Origin of the sequence: Pseudomonas fluorescens (assembly GCF_902497855.1) — a bacterium.
Taxonomy (GTDB): domain Bacteria; phylum Pseudomonadota; class Gammaproteobacteria; order Pseudomonadales; family Pseudomonadaceae; genus Aquipseudomonas; species Aquipseudomonas fluorescens_BI.
The window spans coordinates 91,654-104,608 of sequence record NZ_CABVHU010000011.1 but is presented as its reverse complement, the minus strand read 5'-3'; the positions used below and the strand labels follow the sequence as shown (position 1 = coordinate 104,608).

Below are 12,955 nucleotides of genomic sequence, written 5' to 3'. Positions count from 1 at the left end.
TGCTCCTAACAGGTCTTAAAATCCAAGGCTGGAAAGCAAATCGTCCACATCGTCCTGACCGGACACAACGTCTTCTCTCTTATCGGCATGAATCTGCGGACCTTCACCCTGAGAGCGCGTTTTTTGCGGATCTTTTTCTGCCCGCATCGCTTCACGGTCATGTTCGATGCCCGCAAAGCGGTCCACCTGACTGGCCATCAGCACGAGTTTGAGCAGGTTGCTTTCAACTTCGGTAACCAATTGGGTCACCCGCTTGATCACTTGACCGGTCAGGTCCTGATAATCCTGAGCGAGCAATATATCGTTGAGGTTGCTCGACACGATGCGGTTGTCGACGCTGCTGCGTGTCAGGAAACCGTCGACCCGCCGCGCCAGTTCGCGGAACTCTTCAGCTCCGACTTCGCGACGCATGAACCGCCCCCAGTCCGTGCTCAGCGCCTGGGCTTCGTCGCTCAGGCCGTTGACCAGCGGCGTGGCGTTCTCTACCAGGTCCATGGTGCGGTTGGCCGCGGCCTCGGTCAGCCTGACCACATAGCCCAGGCGCTCGGTGGCGTCCGTGATCTGGGACACCTCCTCGGCTTGCGGCATGTGCGGGTCAATCTGGAAATTGACGATCGCGCTGTGCAACTCGCGAGTGAGCTTGCCCACTTCCTGATACAGGCCGCGGTCACGGGTCTGGTTGAGCTCATGGATCAGTTGCACCGCGTCGCCGAACTTGCCTTTTTCAAGGCTTGCGACCAGTTCGACCGCGTGTTTTTTCAGGGTCGACTCGAAATCGCCCTGTGAAGATTCTCTTTGCTCCATAGCTCCCCCGTGGCGCCGTTGCTCAACCAATGCGTTCGAAAATCTTCTCGATTTTTTCTTTCAACGCCTGGGCCGTGAAGGGTTTGACCACATAGCCGTTAACGCCGGCCTGGGCCGCTTCGATGATCTGCTCGCGCTTGGCTTCAGCGGTCACCATCAGCACCGGCAGGTGCTTGAGCTTTTCATTGGCGCGCACGTGGCGCAGCAGGTCGATGCCGGTCATGCCAGGCATGTTCCAGTCGGTGACCAGAAAGTCGATGCTGCCGCTGTTGAGCATCGGAATGGCCGTGGTGCCGTCATCCGCCTCGACCGTGTTGGTGAACCCAAGGTCACGCAACAGGTTTTTTATGATCCGCCGCATCGTTGAGAAGTCATCAACGATGAGGATCTTCATGTTCTTGTCCAATTCGACCTCCAAGCAGTCTTAAACGCGCCCAGCACCTGGACGCGCCATTTCAATCAATCCGGCGATGCACTCGATGACTGTCTGGAGCACAACAGATCGAGACCGGCGCGGTTCACCCCCACGCCAGCCACGTTCGCAGTGTCCCCCCACTGCCTTCAGCGCGCTCGCCACTCCCCCAAACGCGCCCGCAAACGGGCCGCGCACTGGCTGTGTAACTGGCTGACCCGGGATTCGCTGACCCCCAGGACCTCGCCGATTTCCTTGAGATTCAGCTCTTCGTCGTAGTACAGCGCCAACACCAGGCGCTCACGCTCGGGCAAATTGGCAATCGCGTCCGCCAGCGCCGCCTGGAAGCGTTCATCTTCCAGATCGCGAGACGGCTCCGGATGCGCACTCGCGCCATCCTCGTGCAGCCCTTCGTGTTCGCCGTCCTGCAACAGATCGTCGAAACTGAACAGCCGGCTGCCCAGGGTGTCGTTCAAAATCCCGTAATAATCGTCGAGACTCAATTGGAGTTCGGCCGCAACTTCGTGATCTTTAGCGTCGCGACCGGTTTTAGCTTCAATCGAGCGAATCGCGTCGCTGACCATGCGGGTATTGCGGTGGACCGAACGGGGCGCCCAGTCTCCCTTGCGTACTTCATCGAGCATCGCGCCGCGGATTCGAATGCCCGCGTACGTCTCGAAGCTGGCGCCTTTGCCGGCGTCATATTTGGTCGACACTTCCAGCAGGCCGATCATCCCGGCCTGGATCAGGTCTTCGACCTGGACACTGGCCGGCAGACGCGCCAGCAAGTGGTAAGCAATGCGTTTGACCAGTGGCGCGTAACGCTCGATCAGCTCGTACTGCGCGTCACGCGCCGACTGCTTGTAAAATTTGTAGCCACTGGCTGTCATAGCACCGGTCCTGCGGTTTGTTGCACCAGGCGTTCGACAAAAAACTCCAGATGCCCGCGGGGGTTGGCCGGCAGCGGCCAGGTATCGACCTTCTGTGCAATCGCCTTGAAGGCCAGGGAGCACTTGGATCGCGGAAAGGCCTCATAGACGGCGCGCTGCTTCTGCACGGCCTTGCGTACGCTTTCGTCGTACGGCACGGCGCCGACGTATTGCAAGGCGACGTCGAGGAAGCGATCGGTGACCTTGGTCAACTTGGCGAACAGGTTGCGCCCTTCCTGCGGGCTCTGGGCCATGTTGGCCAGGACGCGGAAGCGGTTCATGCCGTAATCGCGGTTAAGCAACTTGATCAGGGCGTAGGCGTCCGTGATCGAGGTCGGTTCGTCGCAGACCACCAGCAACACTTCCTGGGCGGCGCGAACGAAACTGACCACCGATTCACCGATGCCCGCCGCGGTGTCGATCACCAATACGTCGAGGTTATCGCCGATATCGCTGAACGCCTGGATCAGGCCGGCATGCTGCGCCGGGCTCAGATGCACCATGCTCTGCGTGCCGGACGCGGCCGGGACGATACGAATGCCGCCGGGGCCTTGCAACAGAACGTCGCGCAGCTCGCAGCGGCCTTCGATCACGTCGGCCAGGGTCCGTTTGGGTGTCAGTCCCAGCAGGACGTCGACGTTCGCCAGCCCCAGATCGGCGTCCAGCAGCATGACGCGCCGGCCGAGCTCAGCGAGAGCCAGGGACAAGTTCACTGACACGTTAGTTTTCCCGACGCCACCTTTGCCGCCGGTCACCGCGATCACCTGTACGGGATGCATGCTGCCCATGTTATTTCTTTACCTTGTCTTGCATAGACGGAGGCCACATTACTGGCTGCGCGTTCACCAACTGAACAATGCATGGCAGGCCATCGATGTAGGTACAAAAACTATTCATTAATACCTCAGCCGACTTGTTTGGTCGGGCTGTGATAAATATCAGCGAACATATCAGCCATGGCTTCTTCGCTGGGTTCTTCCTGCATTTGCACACTGATTGCACGGCTGACCAGCTGATGACGACGCGGCAGATGCAAATCATCCGGAATCCGCGGGCCATCGGTCAGGTAAGCCACCGGCAAATCCTGGCTGATGGCCAGGCTCAACACCTCGCCCAGACTGGCGGTTTCATCCAGTTTAGTCAGGATGCACCCGGCGAGCCCGCAGCGTTTGTAACTGTGATAAGCGGCCGACAGCACCTGTTTCTGGCTGGTGGTGGCCAGGACCAGATAATTCTTTGACTTGATGCCACGCACGGCCAGGCTTTCGAGCTGCATGCGCAGCGCCGGATCGCTGGCCTGCAGGCCGGCGGTATCGATCAGCACCACCCGCTTGCGCAGCAAGGGATCGAGCGCCTGCACCAACGATTGCCCCGGGTCGACGTGCGTCACCGGCACATTGAGGATGCGGCCGAGGGTCTTGAGCTGTTCCTGGGCACCGATCCGGTAGCTGTCCATGCTCACCAGCGCGATATGCTGCGCGCCGTACTTGAGCACGTAACGGGCCGCGAGCTTGGCCAGGGTGGTGGTCTTGCCCATGCCCGCGGGGCCGACCATGGCAATCACGCCGCCCTCTTCCAAGGGTTCGATGTCCGGCGTGGAGATCATCCGCGCCAGGTGCGCCAGCAACATGCGCCAGGCCTGGCGAGGCTCTTCAATGTCGGGAATCATTGCCAGCAAATCCCGGGACAGCGGGCCGGACAGGCCGATGCGTTGCATGCGCCGCCACAGGTTGGCCTGGGCCGGACGGCTGCCTTGCAGCTGATTCCAGGCCAAAGAACCCAGCTGCACTTCCATCAGTTCGCGCAGGCTGTTGAGTTCGAAACGCATCGAGTCGAAGGCGCGCGGGTCGACGCCCCCGGTTGCCGCCGCGGCAGGCACCGGTTGAGGACGCGCAGGCTCGGTATAGGTCGGCTCGACCAGCGGTTCGGCGGCGGTCAACGGCAGGCCGGCGAACAGCTGGCGATTGGTGCCCTTGTCGCTCTCGCCTTCGCTGCGCAGGCTCAATTCGGCCTGGGCGGTGACGATCCGCGACTGGGTCTTGCGCAGTTCGTCCTCGAGCTCCATGTTCGGCACACGCGGCGCCAGCGCCGACAGCTTGTAATCCAGGGCAGCCGTCAGCTCGACACCACCGGCGATCCGGCGGTTGCCGATGATGGCGGCATCAGCGCCCAGCTCATCACGAACCAGCTTCATGGCCTGACGCATATCGGCGGCGAAAAAACGCTTAACTTGCATGAACCCTTACCTCAGCCGTTGGGCCCTACTGTCGCAACGATGGTCACTTGCTTGTTGTCAGGGATTTCCTGGTACGCCAACACATGCAAACCCGGGACCGCGAGCCGGCCAAATCGCGACAGCATCGCGCGAACCGGACCGGCTACCAGCAGAATCACCGGTTGACCTTGCATTTCCTGGCGCTGCGCCGCCTCGATCAACGAACGCTGCAGCTTTTCAGCCATGCTTGGCTCCAGCAGAACGCCCTCTTCCGAGCCTTGTCCCGCCTTCTGCAGACTATTGAGCAATATTTGTTCCAACCTTGGCTCCAGTGTGATCACTGGCAGCTCGGAGTCAGTGCCTACAATGCTTTGGACGATTGCGCGGGAGACGCCAACCCGTACGGCGGCCACCAGCGCGGCGGTATCTTGACTCTTGGCCGCGTTGTTCGCGATCGCCTCGGCAATGCTGCGAATGTCCCGCACCGGCACCTGTTCGGCCAGCAATGCCTGCAACACCTTGAGCAGCTGCGACAGCGAGACCACGCCCGGCACCAGCTCTTCCGCCAGTTTTGGCGAGCTTTTGCCCAGCAATTGCATGAGTTGCTGCACTTCTTCGTGGCCGATCAGCTCACTGGAGTGCTTGTACAGAATCTGGTTCAAGTGGGTTGCCACTACGGTACTGGCATCGACCACGGTGTAACCGAGGGATTGCGCCTGGGCCCGCTGGCTGACTTCGATCCACACCGCTTCCAGACCGAAAGCCGGATCTTTGGCGTTTATGCCGTTCAACGTACCGTAGACCTGCCCCGGGTTGATCGCCAGCTCCCGGTCCGGGTAAATCTCCGCTTCGGCCAGGATCACCCCCATCAGGGTCAGCCGGTAGGCGCTCGGCGCCAGGTCGAGGTTGTCACGGATATGCACGGTCGGCATCAGGAAGCCCAGGTCCTGGGACAGCTTCTTGCGCACGCCCTTGATCCGCGCCAGCAACTGCCCCCCCTGGTTGCGATCCACCAGCGGAATCAGGCGGTAGCCGACTTCCAGGCCGATCATATCGATCGGCGTGACGTCATCCCAGCCCAGCTCCTTGGTTTCCTGGGCGCGGGCCGGCGACGGCAGCAGCTCCTGTTGACGCTGGACCTCTTGCAAGGCCTGGACCTTGACGCTGTTCTGCTTCTTCCAGAACAGATACGCGCCGCCGGCCGCCAGGGCCGCCATACTGAGAAAGGAGAAGTGCGGCATGCCCGGCACCAGCCCCATCACCGCCATCAAACCGGCCGCGACCGCCAGTGCTTTCGGCGAGGCGAACATCTGGCGATTGATCTGCTTGCCCATGTCTTCGGAACCGGAAGCACGGGTCACCATGATCGCGGCGGCTGTCGATAACAACAGTGATGGCAATTGCGCCACCAAACCGTCACCGATGGTCAACAGCGCGTACACCTTGCCGGCGTCGCCGAAGGTCATGCCGTGCTGGAAGATCCCGACCGCCATGCCGCCGATCAGGTTGATGAACAGAATCAACAGACCGGCAATGGCGTCACCGCGCACGAACTTGCTGGCACCGTCCATGGAACCGTAGAACTCGGCTTCCTGGGCGACTTCGGAGCGTCGGGCCTTGGCCTGGTTCTGGTCGATCAAACCGGCGTTCAAGTCGGCGTCGATCGCCATTTGTTTGCCGGGCATGGCATCGAGGGTGAAACGCGCGCTCACCTCGGAAATCCGCCCGGCACCCTTGGTCACCACCACGAAGTTGATGATCATCAAAATCGCGAAGACCACGATACCGACCACGTAGTTACCGCCGATCACTACCTCGCCGAAGGCCTGGATCACCTTGCCGGCGGCGGCATGACCGTCCTGACCGTGGAGCATCACCACCCGTGTGGAGGCCACGTTCAATGCCAGCCGCAGCAGCGTCGCCACCAGCAGGATGGTCGGGAACACCGCGAAATCCAGGGGGCGCAAGGCGTAGACGCAGACCAGCAGGACTACGATGGACAAGGCGATGTTGAAGGTGAAAAACACGTCCAGCAGGAACGGCGGCATCGGCAACATCATCATCGCCAGCATGACCAGCAACAACAACGGCACGCCCAGATTGCCCCGACTCAAGTCGGCAACGTTGGTGCGAGCAGTGTTGAGTAGCTGAGAGCGATCCACCGGTTTTTCCCCGTGCCTTTAAAGCAAACTTTTGACGCCGGGTGCCGGCGTAGAGGGGGTACTGCAAGAAACCTTCCAACTTTTGCGGGGTTTTGGGGCCGGGGGGTGTTTTAACGGGAGTTTGTGGCGGCAGGACTGGCGCTTTCGCCGGCAAGCCGGTTTCGCTTCCACAGGGGACCGGTGCAGATCACATATCCTGCGTACAACAGAGATCAAACTGTGGGAGCGAGCCTGCTCGCGAAGAGGCAGCCCCTGCTGCTGCCCAATTCACGACCAACACAAAACCTGTGGGAGCCGGGCTTGCCCGCGATGGGGCCGGCATTGCCGCCGCACTTCTCAGGACGGGCTGCGAACTTCACAAATTGAACAGATTAACTCACTCGAACCTATCAGTTCTGCTAGTACCCAACCCTCGCTAAACCGCCAATACTGAGCTCCCGCACTTCGGACCTTCGGAGCAACCTCCCATGACATCGCCGCGCGAGAACGTACTCTGCCAATACCACTACGACCCCCTTGATCGATTGACCAGCCACGCACTGACAAATACCCCCGAGCGCCAGCGCTTTTACTGCAAGAGCAGGCTGGCCACGGAGATACAGGGGTTGATGCGCTTTTCGATCGTTCAGCATGGCGATCAGCTGTTGGCGCAACAGCGAGGTGAGGGTGATACATCCGATAGCACGATGCTGGCCATCGATCAGCAGCGTTCGGTGTTGCAGGCGCTCAAGGCCAATCATCCACCGCAGCCCATCGGCTATTCGCCCTATGGCCACCGCCCCGTTGAAAGCGGGTTACTCAGCCTGCTTGGTTTCAACGGTGAACGGCCGGATCCGGTGACCGGGTGTTATTTGTTGGGAAATGGCTATCGGGCGTTTAATCCAGCGTTGATGCGATTTAATAGCCCGGATAGTTTGAGTCCGTTTGGAAGGGGTGGGTTGAATGCATACGCCTACTGCGCGGGAGAGCCAGTACTTGGGAGCGATCCTACAGGACACTGGACAATTGCTAGCGTTTGGAAGGGGTTAAAAAGTTTATTTGGTAGAACACCTCGTAAACTTAGCACATCGACTCCCGCTGCCGCACAGAGAACTGCCGATCTCGCAAACGCTCCAGCATCGTCAAATACTGCTCGCAAATTCAGTAGCAACAGCAACAGCAACAGCAACAGCAACAGTAGTAGCAGTAGCTCTCAGAGGGATCATCCAATGGAGTACAAAACCCCACGAGCCAAACTGAATTCGGACATGTTTGAGCCAAGGCATTCTGAATCGCCAAAATCTTCACTAGCATCAATAAACAGTGATTCCCCCTCAAGCTTTCCCGCTGCCGACGGAAGGCGGCCTTCGCTCGATAGTATTTCATCTACTTCATCCACCTCATATACTCGTCAAGAGCAACATACTGGCCAGCTCTCCACCTTCGTTCTAGGTGAGTCGACGAATAACGCTTATGTGAAAATTCTTAGAGCACTTCATCGAACCAATAAATCACCTGAGGGTCGCGCAAGACTTGCTAATAAAATACGTTATATCAGAGGCAAAAATGGAGATGATATACTTACAAATTCAGATTTTTTCCGGCGGGCGTAGGACAAAAAGGGAACACCCATTAGCCAGTCTCGACTCAAGGCTAAAAGCCAACTCTCCCTGCAGTTTTTAACTGCAGGGTTCCCCCCTCTCTCAATCTGCTAAAGAAACGGCAAAACGGGGACGCAAAACGGGGACGGATTTATTAAAACGCGCAAAACGGGGACGGATTCGCAAAACGGGGACGGATTTATTAAAAAGAACGAAAGATAGATTTATTTACAACAAACCATCAGCGAAATCACGCGCCTGAACTATGCTTTCCTCTTCACTACAAGGACGTAGGAGCATGTATGCCCAGAACAGGACGTGTTGTACTGCCAAACTACCCTCACCATGTCGTACAGCGAGGCCATAATCGGCAGGTCGTTTTTGCTGACACAGATGATTTCAAGCGCTACCTCTCAGACCTGCGCGAGCTAAAGGAAGCCTTTGGCGTAAAGATATACGCCTATTGCTTGATGACGAATCATGTCCATTTACTGCTCGCACCTGGTGACATCCCGTCAGCCCTCGGGCAATTGATGAAAACCTTGGCAGCTCGCATGACTCGCTATCGAAATAAACTTGAAGGTCGCTCAGGCACTTTATGGGAGAGCCGCTACAAATCCAGCGTTGTTCAATCGGATACCTATCTTCTTGCGTGCAGCAGATACATAGAGCTGAACCCCGTCAGAGCTCGTATTGCATTACGCGCAGAGGACTACCCGTGGTCAAGCTATCGTCTTCGCCTGCTGGAACCATCAGGACCAAAAACGGGGACGGATTTATTAACAAAAACGGGGACGGATTTATTAAGGACAAGAAGGGGGATTATTAAAAAAAACAAAAGACAGATTTATTTACAACAAACCACCAGCGAAATCACTCGCCTCAACTACGCTTCCCTCTTCACTACAAGGACGTAGGACCATGTATGCCCAGAACAGGACGTGTTGTACTGCCAAACTACCCTCACCATGTCGTACAGCGAGGCCACAATCGGCAGGTCGTTTTTGCTGACGCCGTTGATTTCAAGCGCTACCTCTCAGACCTGCGCGAGCTAAAAGAAGCCTTTGGCGTAAAGGTTTACGCCTATTGTTTGATGACCAATCATGTCCATCTACTGCTCGCACCTGGTGACATCCCATCAACCCTCGGGCAACTGATGAAAACCCTGGCAGCTCGCATGACTCGCTATCGAAACAAGCTTGAAGGTCGCTCAGGCACGTTATGGGAGAGTCGCTACAAATCCAGTGTTGTTCAATCTGATACATATCTTCTCGCGTGTAGCAGGTACATTGAGCTGAACCCCGTCAGAGCTCGTATAGCGTTACGCGCAGAGGACTACCCATGGTCAAGCTATCGTCTTCGCCTATTGGAGCCCTCAGAAAACAACTGGCTGGATATTGACCCATGCTTTAAAGCCCTTGGCGCATCAGAACTGCTCCGCCGCAATCGCTATAGAGACTTCGTCGAGCAGGTAACGCCGAATGGAGAGCTGGAGCTCATAAGAGGCGCTCTTCAACGCGGGCAGTTGACAGGAACTTGCCGCTTTGTAGACGAGATAGAACACATCACCGGGCGTCGAATAATAAGTCGAAAGCAAGGCAGGCCCGCAAAAAAAAATCTCAGAGAGAATGAAAGGAAGGGTAAAAACCCGCTTCCGACTTGATAGGCAAATAAATCTGTCCCCGTTGTGTCTGATACATATCTTCTCGCGTGTAGCAGGTACATTGAGCTGAACCCCGTCAGAGCTCGTATAGCGTTACGCGCAGAGGACTACCCATGGTCAAGCTATCGTCTTCGCCTATTGGAGCCCTCAGAAAACAACTGGCTGGATATTGACCCATGCTTTAAAGCCCTTGGCGCATCAGAACTGCTCCGCCGCAATCGCTATAGAGACTTCGTCGAGCAGGTAACGCCGAATGGAGAGCTGGAGCTCATAAGAGGCGCTCTTCAACGCGGGCAGTTGACAGGAACTTGCCGCTTTGTAGACGAGATAGAACACATCACCGGGCGTCGAATAATAAGTCGAAAGCAAGGCAGGCCCGCAAAAAAAAATCTCAGAGAGAATGAAAGGAAGGGTAAAAACCCGCCTCCGACTTGATAGGCAAATAAATCTGTCCCCGTTGTGTTGTAGACGAGATAGAACACATCACAGGGCGTCGAATAATAAATCGAGAGCCAGGCAGGCCCGCAAAAGATCGCAAAGCCGATGAAAGGAAAAGTAAAAATCCCGACTGTCTTCAATGCAAATAAATCCGTCCCCGATTTCCCGAAATAAATCCGTCCCCGATTTCGCGAAATAAATCCGTCCCCGATTTCGCCGTCCCCGATTTCGCCCGTCCCCGATTTCGCCCGCACTGCTGCTGCCCAATTCACGACCAACACAAAACCTGTGGGAGCCGGGCTTGCCCGCGATGGGGCCGGCATTGCAGCTGCACCTCTCAGGACGGGCTGCGAACTTCACAAATTGAACAGATTAACTCACTCGAACCTATCAGTTCTGCTAGTACCCAACCCTCGCAAAACCGCCAATACTGAGCTCCTGCACTTCGGACCTTCGGAGCAACCTCCCATGACATCGCCGGGCGAGACCGTACTCTGCCAATACCGCTACGATCCTCTTGACCGACTGATCAGTCATGCGCTGCCAGATAGCCCCGAGCGCCAGCGCTTTTACTGCAAGAGCAGGCTGGCTACCGAGATACAGGGGGCGATGCGCTATTCAATCGTTCAGCATGGTGATCAGTTGTTGGCGCAACAGCGAAGTGAGGGTGATGTAACCGATACCACGCTGCTGGCCACGGATCCGCAGCGTTCGGTGTCGCAGACGCTCAAAGCCGATCATCCGCGTACACCTATCGCTTATTCGCCCTATGGTCATCGCTCTATTGAAAACGGATTACTCAGCTTGCTCGGATTCAACGGCGAACGGCCGGACCCAGTGACTGGCTATTATATGCTGGGGAATGGGTATCGTGCTTTTAATCCGGTGTTGATGCGATTTAACAGTCCAGACAATTTGAGCCCGTTTGATGAAGGTGGGCTCAATGCGTATGGGTATTGTTCGGGGGATCCTATCAATAGTCGCGACCCTACCGGACATGCTCTTATTTTCGGAGTGTTTGATTTCGCAGATGATTTTTTCAATGCGATACCACGCTCGGGAACATTCTCATCTCGAACGACGACTTTGGCACCACGGCAAGCATCACCACTTCTATCATTTGAGGAAACCGCCCTCGCTTTGGATCCACGAAAGCACCAACCAAAAACTCTTTATCAGTTAAGCAGATCAGCCGTCGCTCGCAGTGCAGTAAACCCGAAACAGATACTACCGCCCTCGCTTGCGCGTGGAGTAAACCCGGAACAAATACTACCCTCCTCGATTGCTCGTGATGTAGCGACGGAATCGAATCGGCAACGGCGGATTGCGAGTTACGCGTATTACAATGAAAAGCCTGAGCGCTTGACAAGGGACATCCGACATGAAAGAGAACAGTATCTGGAAAGTATTGGCGACTACAAAACACGATTAGACGAATTTGTGGATAGCGATTTCAGCGATTGACATTAAAAACAAGTAAAAAAGGAAACACCTCTTAGCCGGTCTCGCGTCAAGGCTAAAAGCCAACTCTCCCTGCAGTTTTTAACTGCAGGGTTATCCCCTCTCTCAACCTGCTGGTTGAAACTGTCGTACCTGTTTTGTCGCCATTGGCTACGACCGAGTCGTGCCTGACACCTATGGATAAAACGGTCGCGATACTGCATGCGCCGCCCTGGAAGCGAACTGCCCCAGAGAAACGTTGGTGCCGCCAATGTGTTCATAACGTGTCACAGAACTGTGGCTTGTGCACGACACACGCCCAGTCCTTGCGAGCTCACTTGGCAGACGACCCGGTTATTACACACTTAGGCGGTGACAACCAGCCAACCGCTTCAAGATCAAAAGATCGCAGCCTCGTTTCACTTGACAGCTCCTACAGGATGTATGCGATCTGTTGAACTGCCGGGCTGCGAAGTTTTGATTTTAAACATCTATGTTTAATCGACATCTCGGGATACTTACAGAGCCTACACATCCTTGCGCCGCAGCCTACGTCTGCATCAGAATCCGCCGGCTTGTGCGCCTGAGGGCCGGGCTCTATCGTTTCCCGGTCGCTGAAAACAGCGATCGGGTTTGGTAGCCCGCCGCTCACACATGGCGCACAGCGTCACCTTGTCCAGGTGCTTATCGGCATCTGCTTTATGGTGGCTGTGCGCAGGGTGCCCTCGGGCGCGCCGGTTTTTCCATGTGGGCCGGTCTACCAACCTGCGTATGGCCGCCACCTCTCGTTTGGTAGCGAAGGTGATGGCTCTTCCAATTACATATGGAGTTCCATCTATGTTCAAAGTAACGCCCAACCCGCCTGAAACCGAAGACGTTCCCCCAGACACCTCAATCGATCCGCAAAAACTCCAGGAAGCCGCCGACCGTGCCCTCGATGAGTACATCAACCTGTCCGCTCAAATAAACGCCACCGCGCGAAAGCCCAGCACGATGTTCGTCGTTGCACCCGGCATTGATACCGAGAGCCTGTTGGCCCATGCCTGTGAGTCGCTGGCTTCGGCGAGTGTGTTGGCCAGTGATTTCGCGGGAGGTCTGGAGGGGTCGCAGCGCAATACGATGTTGGCGATTCAGCAGGTCATCATGCTGGGAGAACTGGCGGTGAATCGGGCGCTGGATAACATTGATCCGCAGGGCTAGTTAAAGATTCAAGCGAGCCTGCTCGCGAAGGCAGTGTGTCAGTCAAGATCTCTAATGGCTGGGATGGCCTCTTTGCGGGCAAGCCCGCTCCTACAGGTTTTGTGTGGGTTGG

11 protein-coding genes and 1 pseudogene are annotated in these 12,955 nt (G+C 56.6%); 5 read left to right on the top strand and 7 right to left on the bottom strand.

All coding sequences use genetic code 11. The features are described 5' to 3' along the window. Positions 1-15: 15 nt before the first annotated feature. The 6 genes from F8N96_RS21570 to flhA all read right to left on the bottom strand — a co-directional run bounded on the left by F8N96_RS21570 (position 16) and on the right by flhA (position 6,522). On the bottom strand, positions 16-804 hold the full coding sequence (locus F8N96_RS21570) for a protein phosphatase CheZ (protein WP_150799537.1): 789 nt from the start codon (positions 802-804) through the stop codon (positions 16-18). A 22-nt stretch (positions 805-826) separates the two neighbouring features. Next, the gene (locus tag F8N96_RS21565) at positions 827-1,198 is read right to left on the bottom strand and encodes a chemotaxis response regulator CheY (protein ID WP_162530195.1); all 372 of its coding nucleotides are present in this window, start codon (positions 1,196-1,198) and stop codon (positions 827-829) included. 167 nt (positions 1,199-1,365) lie between these two features. After that, positions 1,366-2,106 (bottom strand): RNA polymerase sigma factor FliA, encoded by a 741-nt coding sequence (fliA, locus tag F8N96_RS21560; RefSeq protein ID WP_150764515.1) that lies wholly within the window; start codon positions 2,104-2,106, stop codon positions 1,366-1,368. Continuing rightward, positions 2,103-2,933, bottom strand: a complete 831-nt coding sequence (gene fleN, locus F8N96_RS21555; RefSeq protein WP_007975361.1) for a flagellar synthesis regulator FleN — start codon at positions 2,931-2,933, stop codon at positions 2,103-2,105. Before fleN ends, fliA begins: the two co-directional genes overlap by 4 nt. A 116-nt stretch (positions 2,934-3,049) precedes the next feature. Further along, on the bottom strand, positions 3,050-4,381 hold the full coding sequence (gene flhF / locus F8N96_RS21550) for a flagellar biosynthesis protein FlhF (RefSeq protein WP_150799536.1): 1,332 nt from the start codon (positions 4,379-4,381) through the stop codon (positions 3,050-3,052). A gap of 11 nt (positions 4,382-4,392) precedes the next feature. Beyond that, on the bottom strand, positions 4,393-6,522 hold the full coding sequence (flhA, locus tag F8N96_RS21545) for a flagellar biosynthesis protein FlhA (protein WP_150799535.1): 2,130 nt from the start codon (positions 6,520-6,522) through the stop codon (positions 4,393-4,395). A gap of 467 nt (positions 6,523-6,989) precedes the next feature. Here flhA and F8N96_RS21540 point away from each other — a divergent pair, with 467 nt between their 5' ends. The 3 genes and pseudogenes from F8N96_RS21540 (at position 6,990) to F8N96_RS21530 (ending at position 9,765) form a co-directional block, all read left to right on the top strand. Beyond that, a complete protein-coding gene (locus F8N96_RS21540; RefSeq protein ID WP_150799534.1) occupies positions 6,990-8,114 on the top strand; it encodes an RHS repeat-associated core domain-containing protein in 1,125 nt (374 codons plus the stop codon). Positions 8,115-8,404: 290 nt separating this feature from the next. Then, a pseudogene (locus tag F8N96_RS21535) lies at positions 8,405-8,857 on the top strand (transposase); the annotation flags it as partial. A gap of 170 nt (positions 8,858-9,027) precedes the next feature. After that, positions 9,028-9,765 carry a transposase gene (locus F8N96_RS21530; protein WP_150799533.1) on the top strand — a complete coding sequence of 246 codons (738 nt, stop codon included), beginning with the start codon at positions 9,028-9,030 and terminating at the stop codon, positions 9,763-9,765. Positions 9,766-10,049: 284 nt separating this feature from the next. On the opposite strand, the gene F8N96_RS35105 is transcribed toward F8N96_RS21530, so the two are convergent. After that, positions 10,050-10,526, bottom strand: a complete 477-nt coding sequence (locus F8N96_RS35105; RefSeq protein ID WP_191635380.1) for a hypothetical protein — start codon at positions 10,524-10,526, stop codon at positions 10,050-10,052. A 145-nt stretch (positions 10,527-10,671) separates the two neighbouring features. Between F8N96_RS35105 and F8N96_RS21520 the strand changes: the two genes are divergently transcribed. Both F8N96_RS21520 and F8N96_RS21515 read left to right on the top strand, forming a co-directional pair. Further along, positions 10,672-11,667 (top strand): RHS repeat-associated core domain-containing protein, encoded by a 996-nt coding sequence (locus F8N96_RS21520; RefSeq protein ID WP_150799532.1) that lies wholly within the window; start codon positions 10,672-10,674, stop codon positions 11,665-11,667. Between the two features lie 813 nt (positions 11,668-12,480). After that, complete coding sequence (locus F8N96_RS21515; protein ID WP_150799531.1) at positions 12,481-12,843, top strand: DUF6124 family protein; 363 nt, start codon at positions 12,481-12,483, stop codon at positions 12,841-12,843. The last annotated feature ends 112 nt before the right edge of the window (positions 12,844-12,955 follow it).